The sequence below is a fragment of the Streptomyces sp. NPDC013157 genome, from assembly GCF_042899865.1.
Lineage (GTDB): Bacteria > Actinomycetota > Actinomycetes > Streptomycetales > Streptomycetaceae > Streptomyces.
This window is the reverse complement of sequence record NZ_JBIBAK010000002.1, coordinates 769,390-789,673: the sequence shown is the minus strand read 5'-3', so window position 1 is coordinate 789,673 and position 20,284 is coordinate 769,390. Positions and strand designations below refer to the sequence as shown.

At 72.5% G+C, this 20,284-nt stretch carries 17 protein-coding genes; 6 read left to right on the top strand and 11 right to left on the bottom strand.

Annotation, left to right across the window (positions count from 1 at the left end; genetic code table 11):
- Positions 1-76: 76 nt before the first annotated feature.
- From ACFY6U_RS08925 to ACFY6U_RS08915, 3 genes are read right to left on the bottom strand one after another with little or no spacing between them, the layout of a single operon-like run.
- Complete coding sequence (locus ACFY6U_RS08925; RefSeq protein WP_390036099.1) at positions 77-661, bottom strand: hydrolase; 585 nt, start codon at positions 659-661, stop codon at positions 77-79.
- A gap of 8 nt (positions 662-669) precedes the next feature.
- Complete coding sequence (locus ACFY6U_RS08920) at positions 670-2,082, bottom strand: MFS transporter (RefSeq protein ID WP_390036097.1); 1,413 nt, start codon at positions 2,080-2,082, stop codon at positions 670-672.
- Positions 2,079-2,516 (bottom strand): MarR family transcriptional regulator, encoded by a 438-nt coding sequence (locus tag ACFY6U_RS08915; protein WP_351496810.1) that lies wholly within the window; start codon positions 2,514-2,516, stop codon positions 2,079-2,081. The genes ACFY6U_RS08920 and ACFY6U_RS08915 overlap by 4 nt, the downstream gene beginning before the upstream one ends.
- Before the next feature lie 109 nt (positions 2,517-2,625).
- On the opposite strand from ACFY6U_RS08915, the gene ACFY6U_RS08910 reads away from it, so the two are divergent.
- Positions 2,626-3,126, top strand: coding sequence for a metallophosphoesterase family protein (locus tag ACFY6U_RS08910; protein WP_390036095.1), 501 nt, complete (start codon positions 2,626-2,628; stop codon positions 3,124-3,126).
- A gap of 165 nt (positions 3,127-3,291) precedes the next feature.
- A complete protein-coding gene (locus ACFY6U_RS08905) occupies positions 3,292-3,972 on the top strand; it encodes an MFS transporter (protein ID WP_390036093.1) in 681 nt (226 codons plus the stop codon).
- Here ACFY6U_RS08905 and ACFY6U_RS08900 read toward each other — a convergent pair.
- Genes ACFY6U_RS08900 through ACFY6U_RS08870 form a run of 7 tightly spaced genes read right to left on the bottom strand, consistent with a single transcriptional unit; the run spans position 3,937 to position 11,571 of the window.
- Entirely contained in the window at positions 3,937-4,554 is a 618-nt protein-coding gene (locus tag ACFY6U_RS08900; protein WP_390036091.1) for an SRPBCC family protein, read from the bottom strand. The two genes, ACFY6U_RS08905 and ACFY6U_RS08900, sit on opposite strands and share 36 nt — an antisense overlap.
- A gap of 19 nt (positions 4,555-4,573) precedes the next feature.
- Positions 4,574-5,680, bottom strand: coding sequence for an XdhC family protein (locus ACFY6U_RS08895; RefSeq protein WP_390036556.1), 1,107 nt, complete (start codon positions 5,678-5,680; stop codon positions 4,574-4,576).
- On the bottom strand, positions 5,673-6,857 hold the full coding sequence (locus ACFY6U_RS08890) for a VWA domain-containing protein (protein ID WP_390036089.1): 1,185 nt from the start codon (positions 6,855-6,857) through the stop codon (positions 5,673-5,675). Before ACFY6U_RS08890 ends, ACFY6U_RS08895 begins: the two co-directional genes overlap by 8 nt.
- Before the next feature lie 6 nt (positions 6,858-6,863).
- A complete protein-coding gene (locus ACFY6U_RS08885; protein WP_390036087.1) occupies positions 6,864-7,739 on the bottom strand; it encodes an AAA family ATPase in 876 nt (291 codons plus the stop codon).
- A gap of 15 nt (positions 7,740-7,754) precedes the next feature.
- Entirely contained in the window at positions 7,755-8,609 is an 855-nt protein-coding gene (locus ACFY6U_RS08880; protein ID WP_390036085.1) for an FAD binding domain-containing protein, read from the bottom strand.
- A complete protein-coding gene (locus tag ACFY6U_RS08875; RefSeq protein ID WP_390036083.1) occupies positions 8,606-11,092 on the bottom strand; it encodes a xanthine dehydrogenase family protein molybdopterin-binding subunit in 2,487 nt (828 codons plus the stop codon). The genes ACFY6U_RS08880 and ACFY6U_RS08875 overlap by 4 nt, the downstream gene beginning before the upstream one ends.
- On the bottom strand, positions 11,089-11,571 hold the full coding sequence (locus ACFY6U_RS08870; RefSeq protein ID WP_390036081.1) for a (2Fe-2S)-binding protein: 483 nt from the start codon (positions 11,569-11,571) through the stop codon (positions 11,089-11,091). The genes ACFY6U_RS08875 and ACFY6U_RS08870 overlap by 4 nt, the downstream gene beginning before the upstream one ends.
- Positions 11,572-11,824: 253 nt before the next feature.
- On the opposite strand from ACFY6U_RS08870, the gene ACFY6U_RS08865 reads away from it, so the two are divergent.
- Both ACFY6U_RS08865 and ACFY6U_RS08860 read left to right on the top strand, forming a co-directional pair.
- Complete coding sequence (locus tag ACFY6U_RS08865; RefSeq protein WP_390036079.1) at positions 11,825-13,810, top strand: GTP-binding protein; 1,986 nt, start codon at positions 11,825-11,827, stop codon at positions 13,808-13,810.
- Between the two features lie 67 nt (positions 13,811-13,877).
- A complete protein-coding gene (locus ACFY6U_RS08860) occupies positions 13,878-15,734 on the top strand; it encodes a cellulase family glycosylhydrolase (protein WP_390036077.1) in 1,857 nt (618 codons plus the stop codon).
- Positions 15,735-15,791: 57 nt separating this feature from the next.
- Here the strand turns inward: ACFY6U_RS08860 and ACFY6U_RS08855 are convergent, their stop codons facing one another.
- Positions 15,792-17,039 carry a YncE family protein gene (locus tag ACFY6U_RS08855; protein ID WP_390036075.1) on the bottom strand — a complete coding sequence of 416 codons (1,248 nt, stop codon included), beginning with the start codon at positions 17,037-17,039 and terminating at the stop codon, positions 15,792-15,794.
- A 173-nt stretch (positions 17,040-17,212) separates the two neighbouring features.
- Between ACFY6U_RS08855 and ACFY6U_RS08850 the strand changes: the two genes are divergently transcribed.
- Entirely contained in the window at positions 17,213-17,872 is a 660-nt protein-coding gene (locus ACFY6U_RS08850) for a TetR/AcrR family transcriptional regulator (protein ID WP_390036073.1), read from the top strand.
- Between the two features lie 384 nt (positions 17,873-18,256).
- Positions 18,257-20,236, top strand: a complete 1,980-nt coding sequence (locus ACFY6U_RS08845) for a ricin-type beta-trefoil lectin domain protein (RefSeq protein WP_390036071.1) — start codon at positions 18,257-18,259, stop codon at positions 20,234-20,236.
- Positions 20,237-20,284 lie beyond the last annotated feature (48 nt).

The window sequence follows — 20,284 nt, the reverse complement described above, 5'->3', positions numbered from 1 at the left end:
CCCTGCGGCGCATCAGAACGCTTCCCGGGCACCTTCCGCGGCGGCCCCGGCAGCCGGTCCCGGCGATGGGGCCGGTTCAGCCGTGGGTCTTGGCGAGCAGCTCCAGGACCTCGGCCGTGCTGCCGGACTCGCCGAGCCGGGGGAAGATCCGCTCGACGCTGCCCCGGTGCGCCTCGCCGTCGCCGTCGGCCATGGCGTCCGTGGCGAGCGTCACGTGGTAGCCGTGCGCGTAGGCGTCGCGGGCGGTGGACTCCACGCCGATGCTGGTGGCGATGCCGGCCAGCACGATCTGGGTGACGCCCCGGCGGCGCAGCTGGACGTCGAGGTCGGTGCCGTGGAAGGCGCTCCAGTTGTGCTTGGTGACCCGGATGTCGCCGGGGTGGCCGGAGAGTTCGTCGACGACGGCGTCCCAGCCCTCCGGGAAGGCGAGGCCGCGCGCCTGGCGCTCGGTGCGGCCCGGGACGGCGTCGGCGAAGTCGGCCGCGAAGGAGACCCGGACCAGGACGACGGGCAGGCCCTGGGCGCGGAAGGCGTCGGCGAGCTCCACCGTGCGGGCCACCACCTCGGGGCCGGTGTGCGGCTGGGTGGGCATGCCCACGATGCCCTGCTGGAGGTCGATGACGACAAGGGCGGTGCGCGGGTCGAGCGTGCTCAGAGACATGGGGTGGCTCAGGCCTTTCGGGGGGCTTGACGGGGTTCGGGGGTGAGCCGGGCCAGGGAGCGGTCCGGCAGGGTGATCGCCAGCAGCAGTGCCGAGCCGGCGAGCATGAACAGGGCCAGGCCGTGCAGCCCGCCCGTGTCGGCGCGGTGCGGGTAGAACGCCGCGGTGGCGGCGGAGGCCCCCAGCGCGCCGAGGTACATGAAGGTGCGCAGCAGTCCGGCGGCGGAACCGATCCGCTCCGGGTCGGCCTGCCGGTACAGCGCGGTCTGCCCGGCGAGTCCGAGCAGGCCCTGCGGGATGCCGAGCAGCGCGCCGACCGCGAGCAGCAGCCAGACCGGGCTGCCGGAGCCGACCGGCAGCAGGGCCGCACAGCCCGCGATCTGCAGCACGGAGCCGACGACCAGCTTGCCGCGGACGGCCTCCCGGCGTCCGGTGAGCGTGGCGGTGACGAGCGCGGCGGCCGACAGCGGGAGCAGGGCGAGTCCGGCGGTGGAGGCGTCGAGTCCGCGGCCCTGCTCCAGCCACTGCGTGTAGCCGTACAGGAAGGCGTACGAGGTGGTGTACGCGAGCAACTGGCGCGCGTAGGTGACGACGAGCGGGACGTTGCCGCCGAGGACGCGCAGGTCGACGAACGGGTCGGGCACCCGCAGCTCCCGGGCCGCGAAGACGGCGGCCGTGACCACGGCCAGCGCCGGCAGGTACCAGCGGCCGGGCCGCGGGCTCATCAGGAACAGCATCAGCGAGACCAGCAGGACGGCGAACAGGGCCATGCCGGGCAGGTCCATGCGCTGCCGGTGCGCGGCGGCCGCGGTCCTCGGCAGCCACTTCACGCCGAGCACCAGACAGGCCGCGGAGAGCGGCACGTTGACGGTGAACACCAGGTGCCAGCCGCCGGCGCCGATCAGAATCCCGCCCAGCGTCGGACCGATCACGGCCACCGTCTGGGCGGACACCGCGAGCGCGGTCAGCACCCCGGCCGGGCTGTCCTGCCCGGTGCGCTCGGCCTCGCTGCGGGTCAGCCGCATCGCCGCCGGGTACGCCGCCGACGTACCGAAGCCGAGCAGCACCCGCGCCGCGATCAGCACGCCCAGCGTGGGTGCCAGCGCGCCCATCAGCCCGGCGACGCCCACCAGGCCGGTACCGACGAGGTAGAGCCGGCGCGGCCCGTACACGTCCACGAGCCGGCCGATCACCGGCTGGCCCACGGCGGTCGCCAGGTACAGCGCGGTGACCAGCCATGCCGTCTCGGCGGGCGGGGCCCCGAAGGCGATGCCGATCGGCACCAGGGCCACCGCGATCATCGAGGAGTTGATCGGGTTCAGTACGGACCCGAGGACCATCGGCGCGATCAGCCGCCGGTCGAATCCGGCGGGGGCCGGGCGGGTGTCCTTGCGGGTTCCTGCGGCGAGCCTCGGTATCACGGGCGCGACAGCCGTTCGAGCAGCTCGATCGCGGTGAGCAGGGTCCGGCGCTCGTCGTCCGTGTACCGGTCCTGGAAGGCGCGGGCCAGCCACTCGTCACGCGCCTGCCGGTTGCCCTCGACGCGGGCCTGGCCGGCCTCGGTCAGGGTGACCAGCTGGCGGCGGCCGTCGCTCGGGTCGGGGCTGCGGCGGATCAGCCCCTGCTGGTCGAGCGCGGCCAGGGTGGCGGCCATCGACTGGGGGCGCACCCCTTCGGCGGAGGCCAGCGCACTGGCCGTGGCCGCGCCGTGCTTCGACACCAGGGTGAGGGCCGACTCCTGCGACGGGGTGAGGTCCGCGTCCTGGGCGACCTCCCGGATGCGGCGGCGCAGCCGGCTGAACATCACGCGCAGGTCGCGTGCCGCACGGGTCGCGGAATCGGAGATCTCTGCCATGCGTCCACCGTAGAACCGGCAGCCGGAACTGTCCAGTCGGAACTGTCCAGTCGAAACTGTTAAGTCTTGACTGAAGATCTTCCCGGGTCCCGTGACCTAGGCTGGCCCGGTGCGCCTGCTCCTGACCTCCGACACCCACCTCCCCCTGCGCGCCAGGCGGCTCCCGGACCAGCTCCTCGCCGAACTCCCGCGCGCGGACGTCGTCCTGCACGCCGGCGACTGGGTCGACGAGGCCACCCTCGACCTGCTGGAGAGCCGCAGCCGCCGGCTCGTCGGGGTGTACGGCAACAACGACGGCCCGGGCCTGCGCGCCCGGCTCCCCGAGGTGGCCTACGCCGACCTGGGCGGCCTGCGCTTCGGGGTGATCCACGAGACCGGTCCCGCGCAGGGCCGCGAGGCCCGCTGCGCCGCCCGCTTCCCGGACCTGGACGTCCTGGTCTTCGGCCACAGCCACATCCCCTGGGACACCACGGCCCCGGGCGGCCTGCGCCTGCTCAACCCCGGCTCCCCGACCGACCGCCGCCGCCAGCCGCACTGCACCTACCTGACGGCGACCGTCACCGGCGGCGCCCTCACCGAGGTGACCCTCCACCGGCTGCCGCCCCGCTGACGACCGGCTTGCGGCGGGGGAGGCAGGAGACGGCCGATCAGAGGGGCGTGTCGGTGCGGGGTGGCAACCCGCAACGCATGGCAGACACACCGGCAACGCCGCTCCGGCGCGCGATGAGCCCGGCGCGGGTGTCGGCGGACCTGGGGGCACCCCCTCTGGGGGAGGGTGGTCGATGGCTGGGCGCTGGCGCTCGCCTCGCTGATGCTCACCAGCGGCACCGCCGGGGACCGGTACGGGCATCGCAGAGTCGTGCCGGCAGGGCTCGCCGGGTTCGGAGCCGGCTCGCCGGCGTGCGGGCTCGCCCCGGACGTGGCGGTGCTGGTCGCCGCGCGGGTGGCGCAGGGCGTCGGTGCCGCGCTGCTGCTGCCGGGCACGCTGGCCATCATCGGCCGGGCCTTTCGGGAACCGGCCGCGCGCCCGGGCGATCGGGGTGTGGGCGGGCATCGGGAGCCTGGCGCTGCCGGCCGGGCCGCTGCTCGGTGGCGCGCTGACGGAGGCGCTCGGCTGGCGGGCCGTCTTCTCCTGGTCGATGTGCCGATCGTGCTCCTCGCCCTGGCCTGGTCGGCGGCCGTGGTGACGGAGAGCGTCGACGAACGGGCGCCGCGGCTCGACCTCCCCGGCATGGTCTTCGGCGGCCTTGCGCTGCCGGCGGTGACGTACGCGTTCATCGAACACGCCCGCCCGGCCGAGGCGGTGACCGCCACCCTGCTCGCCGTCGCGGCCCTGGTGGCGCCGGCCGTGGCCGGGCATCGGTTGGTCGTGTTTCTGGGGTCGCGGTGGCGCGGTGTGGGGGAGGGGCGGGCGGTGTCGTTATCGGTGTGGGGAAGGGCGGCGCCTCCGCCGTAGCCTTGTCAGTGCCCAGGCGAGCAGGGCGGCCGCCGCTGCTGTCGCCGCCACGCGCTTGGCCACGGGCAGGCCCGCCGTGCGCAGCAGGTTGAGCGGCTCCGGTTCCTGCTCGTCGGCCGGTTCCGGGGTGTCGTCCCGCCGTTCGGCCAGACGCTCCGCCAGGCAGGCCGCGAACTGGCCCACCAGGCGGTCGCCCACCTCGGACAGCACCCCGCGCCCGAACTGGGCCGGGCGGCCTGTCACCGTCAGGTCCGTGCGCACCGAGACCGCCGTGCCGTCGCCGTGTTCGGTGAGGGTGCCGGTGACCGTGGCCCTGGCCGTGCCCTGCCCGCGGGTCTCCCGGCCGCTGGCCGCAAGAACCATCCGGTGCGCCGACTCGTCCTGTTCCTCGAACACCGCCGTACCCCGGTAGGTCACCGTGACCGGGCCGACCTTGACCTTCACCGAGCCGGTCACGGTCTTCCCGTCGTAGTCCTCGACGGTGGCGCCCGGCAGGCACGGCGCGACCCGCTCGATGTCGAGGAGCGCCGGCCAGGCCTCGTCGACCGGCACGGGGACGGTGAACTCGTGGTGCAGTTCCATGACTCACTCCTCCTGGCAGTCAGCGGACGGCGGATGCGTGGATGGCGCCGGTGGTCGTGGCCAGCGGCGCGCCGCTGCCGCCCCAGCGCAGGGCCACGATCTCGGCCGCGACGGACACGGCGACCTCCTCCGGGGTACGCGCGCCGAGGTCGAGGCCGAGCGGTGAGCGCAGCCGGGCCAGTTCGGCCTCGGTCAGACCGGCCTCGGCCAGCCGCGCACGCCGTTCGTCGTGGGTCCGGCGGCTGCCCATCGCCCCGATGTAGGCGGCCGGCCGGCGCAGCGCCTCCTCCAGCAGCGGCACGTCGAACTTCGGGTCGTGGGTGAGGACGCAGATCACCGTGCGGTCGTCGGTGGCGGTGCCGCGGAGATAGCGGTGCGGCCAGTCGACGACGACCTCGACGGCGGCCGGGAAACGCTTCGGGGTGGCGAAGACCGGGCGGGCGTCGCAGACGGTGACCCGGTAGCCGAGGAAGTCGCCGATGCGGGCCACCGCGGCCGCGTAGTCGATCGCGCCGAAGACCAGCATCCGGGGCGGCGGCGCGAACGACTGGAGGAACACGGTGACCGCGTCCTCGCGGCGTTCGCCGTGCGGGCCGTAGTGCCGCAGGACGGAGGCACCGAGCGCGAGTTCGCCGCGTGCGTCGGCGGTGACGGCGACGTCGAGGCCGGTCGTGCCGAGGGTCCCGGCCGTCCGGTCCGGCCAGACGGCGAGCGTGGCGCCCTGCGGTGCGGGTCCGTCCACCACCGTCGCCACCGTCACCGGCTCGCCGGCGGCGACCGACCCGGCCACCGCGCCGAACGCCGGGTCGGAGCCGGCGGTCACCGGCCGGACCAGCAGGGTGATCTCTCCGCCGCAGGTCAGCCCGACCGCGAACGCGTCCTCGTCGCTGTAGCCGAAGGTCCGCAGCGACGGCTCGCCGCTCGCGACGACCTCCTGGGCCAGCTCGAAGACGGCGCCCTCGACACAGCCGCCCGACACACTGCCCACCACCTCGTCGTCAGGACCCACGGCCATGGCCGCACCGGGCCCGCGCGGCGCGCTGCGGCTGACCGCGACCACCGTGGCGAGACCGAACGGGATCCCGGCCGCATGCCAGCCGGCCAGCGTCGGCAGAATCTCACGCACCATCCGCTCCCTTCCCCGGTCCGCTCCCCGGCGCGCCGCCGGCCCGTGCCCCGCGCACCACGGCGGCGAGCCGCTCCAGCGCAGCCAGGCTGTGCCCCGCCACGAAGGCGTCCACGCTGGGCAGCGCCGCCGCCATCCCGGCCGCCAGCGGCGCGTAACCGGGCCGTGCCTTGCGCGGGTTCGCCCAGACCACCTGGTGGGCCAGGGCGTGCAGTCGGCGCATCTGCTGCCCGAGCAGCTCCGGGTCGCCGCGTTCCCAGCCGTCCGAGAGCAGGACGACGATCGCGCCCCGTGCCATGCCACGCTGCCCCCACCGGATGAGGAACTCGCGCAGCAGTTCGCCGAGCCGGGTCCCCCCACGCCAGTCGGGCACGGCCGCCGCGACCTCCGCCATCGCCAGGTCCGGGTCCCGGTGCGACAGTTCGCGGGTCACCCGGGTCAGCCGGGTGCCGACGGTGAACACCTCGGTGCGGCCCGCGCGCACCGCCGCGTGCGCGAACCGCAGCAGCGCGTCGGCGTACGGCCCCATCGAACCGCTCACGTCGACGAGCAGCACCACCCGGCGCGGCCGCGCCACCCGTGCGTGCCGCCGCAGCAGGGCCGGTTCCCCGCCGCGCCGCAGCAACTCCCGTACCGTACGGCGCGGATCGACCTCCCCGCGCCGGGCCGGCCGGCGCCGCGCCGAGCGCCGGGTCTGCCCCTGCAAGGTGAACGCGGCCAGCAGGCGCCGCAGTTGGTCGCGTTCGGCGGGGTCCAGCTCGGTGACGTCGCGGTGCCGGAGCACTTCGGCGGAGCTGGCGAGGACGGCGGTGGGCGGGCCCGGCGGCTCGCTCTCACCGCGGGTCCGGGGTGCCGTGGCCGTCTCGCGGGCGACCAGCCGCAGCCGGGGCGGGGGAGCGGTGCGCACCGGCTGCCGGGCGGGGGCGGCGGACGGGCCGAAGTACGCGGCGAACACTCTGTCGTACCGCTCCAGGTCGTCATGGCCGCCGCAGAGCGTCGCCCGTCCCGCCCAGTACACGTCCGGGCGCATTCCCGGCCGCAGGGCGGCCACGGCGCGCAGGAACGCGTACCCGCGCTCCGCGCTCGCGTCCACCCCCGCCGCCCGCAACGCCCGTACGAATCCGAGCAGTACGGCATCCGCCGGCACGCCGGCCGTCCTCGACAGCGCCGCGTCCATGTCCGGTCACCCGCCCCGGGCCGCGAGGACCGCCGAGAGATCGAGCCCGCGCGCCCGCTCCGTGTCCTCCCGGTACTTCAGCACCGAACCCAGCGTCGCCACCGCCAGTTCGGCGTCCACCTCGCTCGCCCCGAGCGCGTCCAGCGCCTCCGCCCAGTCCAGCGTCTCCGCCACTCCCGGCGGTTTGACCAGGTCCGCGCCGCGCAGCGCCTGCACCAGGGCCGTGACCTGCTCGGCCAGCCGGGCCGACACCTGGGGCAACCGGCTGCGCACGATGGCCAGTTCGCGGGCGAAGGAGGGATGGTCGAACCAGTGGTAGAGGCACCGCCGCTTCAGCGCGTCGTGCACCTCGCGGGTCCGGTTCGAGGTCAGGACCACCACCGGCGGCACCTCGGCCCGCAGCGTGCCCAGTTCGGGGATCGTGACCGAGTACTCGGACAGCAGCTCGAGGAGGAACGCCTCGAACTCGTCGTCGGCACGGTCGATCTCGTCGACCAGCAGCACCGAGGGATGCTGCTGGAGGGCGAGCAGCAGGGGCCGGGCGATCAGGAAGCGCCGGTCGTAGAGCTCGCTCTCCAGTCGGTCCGCGTCCTGGACGCCCGCCGCCTCGGCGGCCCGCAGGTGCAGCAGCTGGCGCGGGAAGTCCCAGTCGTACAGGGCCTGGGAGGCGTCGATGCCCTCGTGGCACTGCAGCCGGATCAGCGGTGCGCCCAGCGCCTCCGCGAGGGCGGCGGCGAGCGCGGTCTTCCCCACGCCGGCGTCACCCTCGCAGAACAGCGGCCGGTGCAGTCTGAGGGCCAGGAAGCAGGTGACGGCCAGCCCTTCGTCGGCGAGGTACCCCGTCTCCGCCAGGCGTCCCCCCACCTGCTCCGGGTCGTCCATCGGGGGAATCGGCGCTCACCCCATTCCGGCGGCGGTCAGCACGGCCCGCCTGGTCAGCACCCGGGCGAGGTGCTCCCGGTACTCGGGCGAGGCCGACAGGTCCTGGGAAGGCCGGGTGCCTTCTGCGGCGGCCTCGGCGGCACGCGCCACGGCCTGCGGGCCGTCTGCACCGGACAGGGCCTGCTCGGCCGCCGCGGCCCGCAGCGGGGTGGAGCCCATGTTGGTGAGCCCGATGCGTGCCTCGGCGATGTGCCCGTCCTCACGGCGCACCAGCGCGGCGACCGCGACGATGGCCCAGGACTGGGCGACCGCGTGGAACTTCTCGTAGTGGAAGCCCCAGCCGTCCGTCTTCGGGATCCGCACCTCCAGCAGGAGTTCGTCGGGCGCGAGCGCCGACTGGAGGTAGTCGACGAAGAACTCCCGGGCCGGGACCGTGCGCCGGCCGCCCGGCCCGGCGACGACCAGTTCGGCGTCGAGGGCGAGCGCCACGGCGGGCAGGTCCCCGGCCGGGTCGGCGTGCGCGAGGGAGCCGCCGAGGGTGCCGCGGTGCCGTACGGCGGGATCGGCGACGGTGGCCGTGGCCGCCGCCAGCAGCCCGGCGTGCCGCCGCACCAGCGGGTCGTGGACGACGTCGTGGTGCGTGGTCAGCGCGCCGATGGCCAGCATCCCGCCGTCCTCGCGGACCCCGCGCAGCTCCGGGATCCGGCCGACGTCCACCACCAGCTCCGGGAAGGCGAGCCGCAGGCGCAGCAGCGGCAGCAGGCTCTGCCCGCCGGCCAGCACCTTGGCCTCCTCGCCGGCGTCGGCGAGGGCGCCCACCGCCTCGTCGACGGTGGCCGGGCGGGTGTAGTCGAACGTCGGGGGAATCATGCGGAACCCTCCTCACCGTACTGGCCCAGGTCGCCCGAGCGGGCGGCCTGCCCGGACTGGCCCGACTGCGCCGGACCGGTCCCGCCGGTCTCCTCGCCGGCACCGCCCCGGCCGGCGCGGGCGGCCCGCACGGCCTGCCACACCCGGTGCGGCGAGCACGGCATCCGTACGTCGGTGACGCCCAGCGGACGCAGCGCGTCCACCACGGCGTTGACCACCGCGGGCGTCGACGCGATCGCCCCGGCCTCGCCGACTCCCTTGACCCCCATGGCGTTCGAGGCCGCCGGGGTCTCCGTCCGGTCGGTGACGAAGTCCGGCAGGTCCGCCGCCGACGGCACCAGATAGTCGGCCATGGTCCCGGAGACGAGGTTGCCCTCGTCGTCGTAGACGGCCTCCTCGTACAGCGCCTGCGCGATGCCCTGTGCGAGACCGCCGTGTACCTGGCCCTCGACGATCATCGGGTTGACGACATGGCCGACGTCGTCCACGCAGACGTACGACCTGATCGTCGTCTTCCCGGTCTCCGTGTCGACCTCGACCGCGCACAGGTGGGTGCCGTGCGGGTAGGAGAAGTTCTCCGGGTCGACCACCGTCTCGGCGTTGATGGACGGTTCGACGCCGTCGGGCAGGTCGTGGCTGGTGAACGCCTCGAAGGCGATCTCCTGGATGGTCTTGCGCGCCTCCGGCGAGCCCTTCACGGCGAACACGCCGTCCGTGAACTCCAGGTCCTGCTCGCTGGCCTCCAGCAGGTGCGCGGCCACCTTCCGCGCCTTCTCGACCACCTTCGTCGCCGCCCGGTGCACGGCCTCGCCGCCGACGGCGAGCGACCGCGAGCCGTAGGTGTCCATGCCCTGCGGGGAGGACTGGGTGTCGCCGTGCACCACCTCGACGTCCTCGAACGGCACGCCCAGCACGTCGGCCGCGATCTGGCTCCAGCAGGTCTCGTGCCCCTGCCCGTGCGGACTGGTGCCGGTCACCACCTCGACCTTGCCGGTGGGCAGCATGCGGATGCTCGCCGCCTCCCAGCCGCCGGCCGCGTACCGGAGATCGCGCAGCACCCGGCTCGGTGCCAGCCCGCACATCTCGGTGTACGTCGACACACCGATGCCGAGGCGTACCGGGTCGCCGCGTTCGTTGCGTCTGCGCTGCTCGGCACGGAGGTCGTCGTACCCGAACAGCGCGAGCGCCTTCTCGGTGGCCGCCTCGTAGTTGCCGCTGTCGTAGGTCAGCCCGGCGATCGAGGTGTACGGGAACTCCTCGTGCCGGATCCAGTTCCGGCGCCGCAACTCCACGGGATCCAGGCCGAGTTCGGCGGCCAGCTCGTCCATGATCCGCTCGATGGCGAAGGTCGCCTCCGGGCGCCCGGCGCCGCGGTAGGCGTCGGTGGGCGTCCGGGTGGTGAAGACGCCGGTGCAGGTGAAGTCGTAGGCGTCCATCTTGTAGATCGCCGGGTACATGAAGGCGCCGAGGATCGGGATGCCCGGGGTGACCAGCATCAGGTAGGCGCCCATGTCGGCGGTCAGGTCCACCTTCAGGCCGAGCAGCCGGCCCTCGCGGGTGGCGGCGACCTCGACGTCCTGGATCATGCCGCGGCCGTGGTGGGTGGCGAGGTAGCCCTCGGAGCGGGACTCCGTCCACTTCACGGGACGGCCCAGCCTGCGGGCGACGGCGAGTGCGACGGCCTCTTCGCCGTACACCTGGAGCTTGGAGCCGAAGCCGCCGCCCACGTCCGGGGCGATCACCCGGAGCTTGTGCTCGGGGACGCCGGTGACGGTGGCCAGCATGATCCGCAGGATGTGCGGGATCTGCGTCGCCGAGTAGACCGTGTACTCGCCGGAGGCGGCGATCGGGGTGACCACGACCGCGCGCGGCTCCATGGCGTTCGGGATCAGCCGTTGCTGGTGGTAGCGGCGCTTGAGCGTCACGTCGGCGCGCTGCCGTACGGAGTCGAAGCTCTCGCCGGTGGCGAGCGGCCAGGTGTAGCAGCGGTTGGTGCCCTTGTCGGCGTGGACCAGCGGGGCGTCGTCGGCGAGGGCGGCCTCCAGGTCGAGCACCGGGGGCAGCGGGTCGTAGTCGACCTCGACGGCCTCCAGGGCGTCTGCTGCGGCGTACCGGTCGCGGGCCACCACGACGGCCACCGGGTCGCCGGCGTGGCGGACCTCGTCGACGGCGATCGGCGGGTGGTCGGGCAGCACGATGTCCTCGGTCACCGGCCAGGCGCAGGGGAGCGAACCCAGGCCCTCGGCGAGGTCGGCGCCGGCGAACGCGGCGACGACACCGGGGCGTTCGAGGGCGGGGGAGACGTCGACGCGGGTGATGCGGGCGTGCGCCATCGGGCTGCGCAGGACGGCCATGTGGAGCAGTCCGGCGACCTGGATGTTGTCGGTCCAGTTGGTCTGGCCGGTGATCAGCCGGGCGTCCTCCTTGCGCAGCCGGGCGCGGCCGATCTCGTGTGCTGCGGCTTCTACGGCCTGGCCGGTCATGCCGTGGCCTCCTCGGGTACCTGTTGCCCGGAGGCGGCGAGCACCGCGCGGACGATGTTCTGGTAGCCGGTGCACCGGCACAGGTTGCCCTCCAGGGCCTGCCTGACCTCGTCGGAGGACGGGTGCGGGTTCTCGTTCAGCAGATCGCGGGCCGCCATGATCATCCCTGGGGTGCAGTAGCCGCACTGCAGGCCGTGCCGTTCGTGGAACGCCCGCTGCAGCGCCGTCCACTCCCCGTCCGTGGCCAGCCCCTGGACGGTGGTCACCGTGCAGCCGTCCGCCTGGACGGCCAGCACCGAGCAGCTCTTGGCGGTCGCCCCGTCCAGGTCGACCGTGCACGCGCCGCAGTTCGAGGTGTCGCAGCCGATCGGGGTGCCGGTCAGGCCGAGACGGTCGCGCAGGTAGTGGGCCAGCAGCAGGCGGGGTTCCACCTCGTCCTCGTAGGGCGTGCCGTCCACCGTCACCTTGATGTGGGTCATGTGGCCTCCAGACCGTGCGGCGGAAACGAGGGATTTCAGCCAGGCGACGTGATGTAGGTCACTCTAGAGCCGTGCCGGGAGGGCGGCGAGTGCTGCGGCGGGGCTTTTGTTGAGCGTTAATCCATTGCTGCGGACGGGTCCGTCCTGCTGCACTGCTCCTCACACGACGTCACAGAGAGAGGGCCACCGATGCGCGCTGCGTGCATGTCCACCGAGGAAGGAATCCCCCCCATGCCGAAGGACATCACGCTCAGTGCACATGCTCAGTCTCGGAATTCTCGCGCACGTCGACGCAGGTAAGACCACTCTGACGGAACGGCTGCTGCACACGGCCGGCGTCACCGACGAGCTCGGCAGCGTCGACGACGGCAGTACCCGCACCGACACCCTCGCCCTGGAGCGGCAGCGCGGCATCACCATCAAGTCGGCCGTCGTGTCGTTCCCGCTCGACGGCGTGACCGTCAACCTCATCGACACCCCGGGCCACCCGGACTTCATCGCCGAGGTGGAGCGGGTTCTCGGGGTTCTGGACGGCGCGGTCCTCGTCGTGTCGGCCGTGGAGGGCGTCCAGGCGCAGACCCGGGTCCTGATGCGGACCCTGCGGCGGCTGCGCATCCCCACGCTGGTCTTCGTCAACAAGATCGACCGGCGGGGCGCCCGCGACGACGCCGTCCTCGGCCAGCTGGCCCGCAGGCTCGCCGTGCCGCTCGTCCCGATGGGCCGTGCCGCCGGGCTCGGCACGCGGGCCGCCCGCTTCCTGCCCGGCCTCGGCCCGGCCGCGCTGGACGTGCTCGCCGACCATGACGACGCGTTGCTCGCCGCCTACCTCGACGGCGGTGCCCCGGAGCCCCGGCTGCACGCGGCCCTCGCCGAGCAGACCCGGCGGGCCGTGGTCCATCCGGTGTACTTCGGCTCCGCCGTCACCGGCGCCGGCGTGCCCGACCTGATCGCCGGCATCGAGCGGCTGCTCCCGGCCGCCGACGGCGACCCGGCCGGCCCGTTCTCCGGCACGGTCTTCAAGGTGGAGCGGGGCCCGGCGGGGGAGAAGGTCGCCTACGCGCGCCTCTTCTCCGGAACCCTGGGAGTCCGGGACCGGATCCCGTTCGGGAACCGCGCCGCCGCCGGCCACCGGCCGGAGGGCCGGGTCACCGGGCTCAGCGTCTTCGAGGGCGGTACGGACCTCCGGCGGGACCGCGCCGGTGCCGGGCGGATCGTCAAGGTGTGGGGGCTGGCCGGCATCCGCATCGGCGACGCCCTCGGGCTGCCGGGACGGGCGTACGAGCACCACTTCGCGCCCCCGACCCTGGAGACCGTGGTGGTCCCCGGCCCCGGCACCGACCGCCGCTCCCTGCATGTCGCCCTCACCCAGCTCGCCGAGCAGGACCCGCTGATCGACGTCCGGCACGACGAGGCGCGGCAGGAGACCTCCGTCTCCCTCTACGGCGAGGTGCAGAAGGAGGTGATCCAGGCGACCCTCGCCGACGAGTACGGCCTCGACGTCGCGTTCCGGGAGACGACCACCATCTGCGTCGAACGCCTCACCGGTACCGGAGCCGCCGTCGAGTTCAACAAGAAGGACGACAACCCCTTCCTGGCCACGGTCGGCCTGCGGGTGGAGCCGGCCCCTCCGGGGGCGGGCGTCGGCTTCCGCCTGGAGGTGGAGCTGGGCTCGATGCCGTACGCCTTCTTCAAGGCCGTCGAGGACACCGTGCGCGAGACCCTCGGCCAGGGGCTGCACGGCTGGCGGATCCCGGACTGCACGGTGACCATGACCCACTCCGGCTACTCGCCCCGGCAGAGCCATGCCCACCAGGGCTTCGACAAGAGCATGTCGAGCACCGGCCACGACTTCCGCGGACTGACCCCGCTGGTGCTCACCGAGGCGCTGCGGCGGGCCGGCACCCTGGTGCACGAGCCGATGCACCGCTTCCGCCTGGAGGCCCCCGCGGACACGCTGGGCGCACTGCTGCCGGTGCTCGCCGGACTCGGCGCGGTGCCGCAGCGGACCGGGACCGAGGGCACGCTCGCGGTCCTGGAGGGCGCGGTGCCCGCGGCCCGGGTGCACGGACTGGGGCAACGGCTGCCGGGGCTGACCCGCGGCGAGGGCGAGCTGGAGACCGCCTTCGACCACTACGCGCCGGTGGTGCGGGGGCCGGTCCCGGAGCGGTCGCGGACCGACCACAACCCGCTGAGCCGCAAGGAGTACCTGTTGAACGTGACCGGCCGAGTGACCGGCTGAGGGAACCGGTACTCAACTTACTCGTGAGTCAGAAGTATTGACTGTGTCCGGAAATCACCGGACTGTAATGGACATGACGAATATCCGGGCACGACTGATCGTTGTCCTGGTTGTCCTCTGCGGATTCCTCGCGGTGGCGGGCACCCCGTCCGCCACCGCAGCCACCCCGTCCGACTCCCTCTCGTTCGACGGCACCGCGCTCACCGTGCAGAACGGCCGCTTCGTCGACGGCCAGGGCCGTGAGGTCGTGCTGCGCGGCTACAACGTCTCCGGCGAGACCAAGCTGGAGGAGAACAGCGGCCTGCCCTTCGCCTCGGTCGCCGACGCGAGGAAGTCCGCCACCGCGCTGCGCGCCCTCGGCGGCGGCAACGCCGTACGCTTCCTGCTCTCCTGGGCGCACGCCGAACCCGTCCAGGGCCAGGTCGACACCACCTATCTCGCCAACGTGACCGCGCAGATGCAGGCGTTCCTCGACGCCGGCATCCGCGTCTTCCCCGACTTCCACCAGGACCTGTACTCCCGCTACCTGTTCAACTCGGGCAGCTGGTACACCGGCGACGGCGCTCCCAAGTGGGCGGTCGCGCTCGGCGGTTACCCGGCCGAGTCCTGCGGCATCTGCCTCTTCTGGGGCCAGAACATCACCCAGAACGCGGCCGTCCAGAAGGCCCAGTACGACTTCTGGCACAACAACTACGGCCTCCAGGACTACTTCCTGGCCACCGCCCAGACCACCATGACCTACCTGGCCGGGCACCTGACGTCCGACGAGTTCGCGGGCGTCGTCGGCTTCGACCCCTACAACGAGCCGTACGCCGGCTCCTACGACTCCGGTGAGACCTCCCGCACCTGGGAGCAGAACCGGCTGTGGCCCTTCTACCAGAAGTTCCGGGCCCGGATGGACGCGGCCGGCTGGACCTCCAAGCCCGCCCTCGTCGAGCCCAACCTCTACTGGAACGGCAACGTCACCAACCAGGAAGGCGGACTGCTCGACGCGGGCACGCTCGGCTCGCGGTACGTCTTCAACACCCACTTCTACGACCAGAAGGCCATCTCCGGCATCCTGATGTGGGGCAACGCCTCCGACGGCCAGTACAGCACCGACTTCGGGACCATCCGGGACCGTGCCTCGGCCGCCGGGACGACGGCGGTCGTCAGCGAGTTCGGGCACCCGCTGTCCGGCACCACCTCCGGCAAGGCGCCGACCGTCGACAAGGCGATGTACCAGGCACTCGACTCCCGCCTCTCCGGGGCGAACTGGTGGTCCACCCCGGCCTCCTCCGGACCGGTCCTCTCCGGCACCCAGTGGCAGTGGGACATCTACAACGGCCGCCATCACGAGCTGATGAACGACAACCCGGACAAGGTCCTCACCTCCGGCGACGCCTGGAACGACGAGGACCTCTCGGCCGTGAACATGACCGACTCGGGCACCGTGACGCTCCGTCAGGACGCCCGGCTGCTCGACCGGATCTACCCGTCCGCCACCTCGGGCTCCACCCTCGCCTTCACCTACGAGGACCGCTCCCGGGACGGCTCCACGACCCTGACCTGGAACCCGGTGCCCAGCTCGCTGCCGAACGTGGCCGCGCTGGTCGGCTCCGGACAGTACGCCGTCCAGGTCTGGCGTTCCGGCAGCGCCACCGCACCCACCGAACTCCACCTCCCGGCCTCCTTCCCGACCGCCTCCACGACGGTCGTCTCCGACCTGGGCACGGCCTATGCGCCCCCGTCCTACACGTCCGCGACCCCGGTCGGCGTGGCCGCGGAACCGGGTGGGACGGGCAGCCGCCGACTGCTGCTCACCGACTCGGACTCCGGCGTGCTGCACTTCGCGCTGGTGACCAACGGGGCGACCTCGCCCGGCTCCACCCTGCTGAACGCGGCCAAGGCGGAGCTGACCGCCTGGGTGGCGGCGAAGTTCTGAGCACGGCTTCGGCCTCCGGGTGCCGCGCACCCGGAGGCCGAAGGTCCTGACGGCCTCTCAACTGCCGGACGCACCAGCCCAGCCGGCCTGCACATGGCCGAGCCGGACGCGCTGCGGGTGGTCGCCCACGGGCACTGACGTCACCTTCTGACCGGTGCCGAAGTCGATCGCGGTCACCTGGTCGGCGCCGCTCTCCGAGATGACGCAGTCCTTGCCGTCACCGCTGACCGTGGCCCAGTACGGCGTGGACGCCGTGATGAGCGGCCCCTCCTGCAGGGTGGCCCGGTCGACGATCGTTGCGTAGTTGTCCATCGTCCCGGCGACGCACAGCTTGGTGCCGTCCGGCTTCATCGAGATGCCGTGGTGGCGCGAGTCCAGCAGCCAGGTGGTGCGGTCGGTGCTGGTCGCCGGGTTCGCCGGCAGGGTCTTCACCCGGGTGATCTTGTCGCTGGCGATGTCGTACTCCAGGAAGCCGTTGAAGAACGACACCTGGAAGTACATCTTCGACCAGTCGGGCGTGAAGGCCGCGGGCCGTACCGCGTCCGAGAAGTCCGTCAGGCCGATCGCGTCCAGCCGGGCGCGCATGTCGATGGTCTTGACCTGCTTGTAGGTGGTGGCGTCCGCGACGGTGATGTGGCGGTCGCCCTTGGTCCAGTCCCAGATCGGGTCGTCGAGCGAGGTGGTGACCTCGCCGATCGACATGTTCCAGATGTACTTGCCGTCGGGGCTGAAGACGTTCTCGTGCGGCTTGTCGCCGGTGGCGAACTCGCCCAGCTCCTTACCGGTGTCGATGTCCAGCACCTGGACCTTGTTCGCGGTGGACGCCGACACCGCGACCTTCGTGCCGTCGGGCGAGACGGCCATGTGGTCGGCGCGGTAACCGGCCACCGGGAACCGCCAGTTGATCGTGTCGGTGGCGAGGTCGATGGAGACGACGTCGGCGAAGCTCGGCCGGGAGACGACCACGGACTTCCCGTCCGGCGTGGAGTACATGTCGTCCACGTACTGGTCGTGGCCCTGGCCGACCTCGTTGCGGATCGACGTGTAGTAGATCCACTTGATGGGGTCGGCGTTGATCTCGGCGATCCGCGCGTCCTTGTCGGGGATGACGTTGATCTGGCCGACCTTCGCGAAGTCGCCGGACGAGTTCAGGACGGTCGCGGTGCCGTCCCAGTTATTGCCGACGAACAGCACCTCGCGCAGGGAGGCGTCGGCCGCGGCGGTGGCGGCGGTCGCGGGCGCGGCGACGGTCAGGACGAGGGCGGCGGCTACGGAGCAAAGGTGCCTGGGTCTGAAAGCAGGCATGACTGCTCTCTCCTCTGGGGGGTGGGGACGCGCGCGTGCGGGCACAGGGTCACGAAATCTGAACACGGGCGCGTTCAAAATGAACTTACTGAAAAGTAAGGAAGGGGTGGAGGACTCCACAAGAGGCGTACGCGAGAAAATTGGCCAACGGGCGGTCGACGGAGGGGGCAGTCTTGGCGGGCAGGATCAAGGCACCGACAGGTCGCTACGGCGGCCGGTCCGCCGAGGAGCGCAAGGCCGACCGGCGCCGGCGCTTCCTGGAGGCGGCGCTCCAACTCTTCGGCGAGTCACCGGGGTTCCGCGCCACGACCGTCGCGGCACTGAGCCAGGCGGCGGGCTTGTCGACCCGTCAGTTCTACGAGGAGTTCCAGACCCTGGAGGATGTGCTCGCCGCGTTGCACCTGGAGGTCAACGGGTGGGCGGAGCGGGCGGTGGCCGATGCGTTCGCCGAGGCGGAACCGTTGCCGTTGGTGGAGCGGGTGACGGTGCTGTTCCGGGCGTACGCCCGTGACGTCACGTCGGACCCGCGGCGCATCCGCATCGCCTTCGTGGAGATCATCGGGGTCAGCCCGCGGCTGGAGGAGCAGCGGCTGGCGCGGCGGGCGCGCTGGGTGGAGCTGATATGCACCGAGGCGAACGCGGCGGTCGCACGGGGGGATGCGGCGCCGCGGGACTACCGGTTGGCCGCGACGGCGTTCATCGGCAGCGTGAACGGGTTGCTGCACGACTGGAGTGCGGGGTGGGTGGAGGCGAGCCTGGACGAGGTCGTGGAGGAACTGGTGCGGCTGCTGGTGGGGATCCTGCGGCCGGAGGGGTGGACGCCCAAGGGGTGAGGCGCGTGGGGGTCGTTCTACGGCGGCGTTGCGGCTGGTCGCGCAGTTCCTCCCCCCGGCCTTCGGCCGGAGGTGCCCCGCGCCTCCCGGCGCCTGGTAGGCCGGCTCGTCCAGCGCCCCGGCCGCTTGGGCTAAGGGGGTCACGTCGCCCCGTGAGCCCGCCGTCGTGATGCTGCGCGCACGACCGGAAGTATGGCGGCGCGTGCGTCCTCGTGGGGTGAACGACGCGAAGGGGAGGGCGACTTAACGCCTGTCCCAGCCGTTGACTTCACCCTCCGGCGGCTCTACGGTCGGCGCGCTGACATGTTCGGGTCACCGATCTGCGTTCGATACTCCGAACATGCGTGAGCCGTATCCCCTCGTGCACCCCCGTGGAGGAGCCGCATGTACCCCCCGCCCAGATCGACCGGCAGCGGTCTCGTACGACACCTGTGGGCCGCTGCCGTACGCACCCTCGCCCTGACCCTGACGGCCGCGGCCGCGCTCCTCTTCGCCACCCCGGGGCCGGCCCAGGCGGCGACGGTCGCGCAGGTCTCGGTGCCCACCGCCCCGATGGGCTGGGCCTCCTGGAACAGCTTCGCGGCGAAGATCGACTACGACGTCATCAAGGCGCAGGTCGACGCCTTCGTCGCGGCCGGGCTCCCGGCCGCCGGCTACAAGTACATCAACATCGACGAGGGCTGGTGGCAGGGTACCCGGGACAGCGCCGGCAACATCACCGTCGACACCAGTGAGTGGCCCGGCGGCATGAGCGCCATCGCCGACTACATCCACAGCAAGGGCCTGAAGGCCGGCATCTACACCGACGCGGGCGCCAACGGCTGCGGCTACTACTACCCGACCGGCCGCCCCGCCGCCGCCAACACCGGCAGCGAGGGGCACTACGCCCAGGACATGCTCCAGTTCTCGACATGGGGCTTCGACTTCGTGAAGGTCGACTGGTGCGGTGGCGACGCCGAGGGGCTGGACGCGGCCACCACGTACAAGTCGATCAGCTCGGCCGTCGCCACGGCCGCGGCCACCACCGGCCGCCCGCTGACCCTCTCCATCTGCAACTGGGGCTACCAGAACACCTGGAACTGGGCGACGGGCCTCGCCCCCATGTGGCGGACCAGCACGGACATCTACTACTACGGCGGCACGGCGTCGCAGTCGGCGGTGCTGTCCAACTTCGACCAGACCCTGCACCCGGCCGCCCAGCACACCGGCTACTACAACGACCCCGACATGCTCACCGTCGGCATGTCCGGCCTCACGGCAGCCCAGAACCGCACCCACATGGCCCTGTGGGCGATCTCCGGAGCCCCGCTGCTCGCGGGCAACGACCTCACCACCATGACCAGCGAGACGGCCGCCATACTCAAGAACTCGGACGTCGTCGCCGTCGACCAGGACCCGCGCGGCCTCCAGGGCGTCAAGGTCGCCGAGGACACCACCGGTCTGCAGGTCTACAGCAAGGTCCTGGCCGGCACCGGCAACCGCGCGGTCGTGCTGCTCAACCGCACCTCCTCCGCCGCGAACATCACCGCCCGCTGGTCCGACCTCGGCCTGACCAGCGCCTCGGCGACCGTCCGGGACCTGTGGGCGCAGTCGAACCTCGGCTCGTACGCGACGAGTTACACCGCCGTCGTCCCGGCCGGCGGCTCGGTCATGCTGAAGGTGAGCGGCGGTACGGAGGCGGCGGGTACGAGCTACAGCGCGTCCGCCACCGGCAAGTACACCGGCGTCAGCGCCGCGAGCACCGGCCTGGACGTCGTCGACGTCGCCTACACCAACACCGGCTCGACCGCCGTCACCGGCACCCTCCAGGTCAACGGCCAGACGGCCACGACGGTGTCGTTCCCGCCGACCGGGTCCTCGCAGGGGACCGTGTCCGTACAGGTCGACCTGAGCAAGGGGTCGGCCAACTCACTCACCTTCACGGGGAGTTCGCTGCCCGCGCTCGGCTCGATCGCGGTCAGTCCGATCCCCGGCACCAACGGCAGCCTTCTCGTGGGCGGGCAGTCCGGCCGCTGCGCCGACATCTACAACAACACCATCACCAACGGCACCCAGGCGGAGATCTGGGACTGCAACGGCGGCCAGAACCAGGCCTGGACGTACACCTCCCGCAAGGAGTTCGTGGTGTACGGCAACAAGTGCCTGGACGCGTACAACCAGGGCACCACCAACGGCACCAAGGCCGTGATCTGGGACTGCAACGGGCAGGACAACCAGAAGTGGAACGTGAACTCGGACGGGACGATCACGAACGTGAACGCCGGGTTGTGCCTGGATGTGTACGGGGCGGCCACCGGCAACGGGTCGTCGCTGGTGCTGTGGTCCTGCAATGGCGGGAGCAACCAGCAGTGGAGCAGGAGTTGAGCCGGTAGTCCGTCGGGCGCGGGTGGGCTGTGGCTGGTCGCGCAGTTC

What these genes read in the sequence shown, in the direction of transcription:
- ACFY6U_RS08925 (WP_390036099.1), bottom strand. Translation starts at nt 661, where the DNA reads ATGTCTCTGAGCACGCTCGACCCGCGCACCGCCCTTGTCGTCATCGAC.
- ACFY6U_RS08915 (WP_351496810.1), bottom strand. Translation starts at nt 2,516, where the DNA reads ATGGCAGAGATCTCCGATTCCGCGACCCGTGCGGCACGCGACCTGCGC.
- ACFY6U_RS08900 (WP_390036091.1), bottom strand. Translation starts at nt 4,554, where the DNA reads ATGGAACTGCACCACGAGTTCACCGTCCCCGTGCCGGTCGACGAGGCC.
- ACFY6U_RS08890 (WP_390036089.1), bottom strand. Translation starts at nt 6,857, where the DNA reads ATGGACGCGGCGCTGTCGAGGACGGCCGGCGTGCCGGCGGATGCCGTA.
- ACFY6U_RS08885 (WP_390036087.1), bottom strand. Translation starts at nt 7,739, where the DNA reads ATGGACGACCCGGAGCAGGTGGGGGGACGCCTGGCGGAGACGGGGTAC.
- ACFY6U_RS08880 (WP_390036085.1), bottom strand. Translation starts at nt 8,609, where the DNA reads ATGATTCCCCCGACGTTCGACTACACCCGCCCGGCCACCGTCGACGAG.
- ACFY6U_RS08875 (WP_390036083.1), bottom strand. Translation starts at nt 11,092, where the DNA reads ATGACCGGCCAGGCCGTAGAAGCCGCAGCACACGAGATCGGCCGCGCC.
- ACFY6U_RS08870 (WP_390036081.1), bottom strand. Translation starts at nt 11,571, where the DNA reads ATGACCCACATCAAGGTGACGGTGGACGGCACGCCCTACGAGGACGAG.
- ACFY6U_RS08860 (WP_390036077.1), top strand. Translation starts at nt 13,878, where the DNA reads ATGGACATGACGAATATCCGGGCACGACTGATCGTTGTCCTGGTTGTC.
- ACFY6U_RS08855 (WP_390036075.1), bottom strand. Translation starts at nt 17,039, where the DNA reads ATGCCTGCTTTCAGACCCAGGCACCTTTGCTCCGTAGCCGCCGCCCTC.
- ACFY6U_RS08845 (WP_390036071.1), top strand. Translation starts at nt 18,257, where the DNA reads ATGTACCCCCCGCCCAGATCGACCGGCAGCGGTCTCGTACGACACCTG.